This window comes from Brucella pecoris, assembly GCF_006376675.1.
GTDB classification, from domain to species: domain Bacteria; phylum Pseudomonadota; class Alphaproteobacteria; order Rhizobiales; family Rhizobiaceae; genus Brucella; species Brucella pecoris.
Genome location: NZ_VEWK01000054.1, coordinates 1 through 1,390 on the forward strand (window position 1 = coordinate 1; position 1,390 = coordinate 1,390).

The window sequence follows — 1,390 nt, forward strand, 5'->3', positions numbered from 1 at the left end:
ATGATGGCTCAGAAGAACCTCGCAATTGCCGGCGGCCTCTTCATCCTCGCCCTGCACGGCGCAGGTTCGCTTTCGATTGACGCCAAGCGCGGCTGATCGAGCAGTATCAATGCCACATAAAGAAACCGCGCCATTCTTATGGCGCGGTTTTTTCTTTTTTAGGTTTTGCTGTCAATGCACTCATAAGGCAGGATGCTCTTCGAACTGAGGCAGGTCATCCAATATGTCGTACCATGCTGCCTTTGAGCCGACAAAGATGTGTGCAGACGGCTTTAGGCTTGGCTCATCCGCCAGCGTGCCAAAATTGACGTGTACATATTCGCCGTCGCGAACAATTGAATACAGATAAGAACCACAAAAGGCGCATCGCACGTCGTGATCGATCTCGTTGCCAACAAGCATGAGAGACGCTTTATCCTGCGTCTCTTCCAATGCATTCGTTCTTATTCCGCCGAAGGCCTTAAAAGCGCTGCCCGTAGAGCGGCGGCACAACGAACAATGGCAATTCAGAGCATACTCGAATTCATCCGATACGGTGAAGCGAACTGCTTCACACGCACAACGGCCATTCAATCTACGCTCACCATTCATCCATACTGTCCCGAATTCTGTCTATGAAATCTTATTTCGCAATATCATAAGACAAAACTCGAAGTTATCTACCCATCCAATCCCTTACGAATGCGTGTTGCAACCTCTGTAACACGCGGGTTCACGTGGCTACGGCGGGCAGACACGAGGCAGGCCTGTGAACGCAGGATAATGCCATCTTCCAGCACCTTGAGGCGATTGGCGCGCAAGGTGGAACCGGTCGATGTAATATCGACAATCATATCGGCGGAACCCGCCGCCGGCGCGCCTTCGGTCGCGCCAAGACTTTCCACGATGCGATAGACCTGAATGCCATGCTTCTGCGAGAAGAACTGCTGCGTCAAGCGCCAGTATTTGGTGGCGATACGCAGACGGCGACCATGGCGCTGGCGGAAATCGGCAGCCACGTCATCCAGATCGGCCATGCTGGTCACATCGCGCCAAACTTCCGGCACAGCGACAACCACATCCGCGTGACCGAAACCCAGTTGCGCCTCGATGGCCACGCGCTCATCGGCATGGGCCAGTGTTTCGCGCACGAGGTCTTCCCCCGTGACACCCATATCGACGCTGCCATAGCCCAGCTCGCGGGCAATCTCGGAAGCCGACAGGAAGAGAATATCGAGATCGTCTTCGCCTTCGACGCGCGCGCGGTAATTGCGGTCGTCATCCGGCAGGATCACCTTGTATCCCGCCTTTTGGAGAACGGCGAGCGTCTGTTCCTTCAGCCGGCCCTTGGACGGCAATGCCAGTGTAACGCTCATTTCGTTGCTCCCGCCAATGCCTGAAGCCGGTCCAG

At 55.1% G+C, this 1,390-nt stretch carries 2 protein-coding genes; both read right to left on the bottom strand.

What is annotated here, in order from left to right:
- Positions 1–180 precede the first annotated feature (180 nt).
- Complete coding sequence (locus FIB18_RS24650) at positions 181–591, bottom strand: GFA family protein (RefSeq protein ID WP_140023482.1); 411 nt, start codon at positions 589–591, stop codon at positions 181–183.
- Between the two features lie 68 nt (positions 592–659).
- Positions 660–1,355, bottom strand: a complete 696-nt coding sequence (gene hisG / locus FIB18_RS24655) for an ATP phosphoribosyltransferase (RefSeq protein ID WP_140023483.1) — start codon at positions 1,353–1,355, stop codon at positions 660–662.
- Between the last annotated feature and the right edge of the window lie 35 nt (positions 1,356–1,390).

Bases quoted from the DNA above. Each gene is read 5' to 3' on its own strand.
- hisG (WP_140023483.1), bottom strand. From the start codon at position 1,355: ATGAGCGTTACACTGGCATTGCCGTCCAAGGGCCGGCTGAAGGAACAG.
- FIB18_RS24650 (WP_140023482.1), bottom strand. From the start codon at position 591: ATGAATGGTGAGCGTAGATTGAATGGCCGTTGTGCGTGTGAAGCAGTT.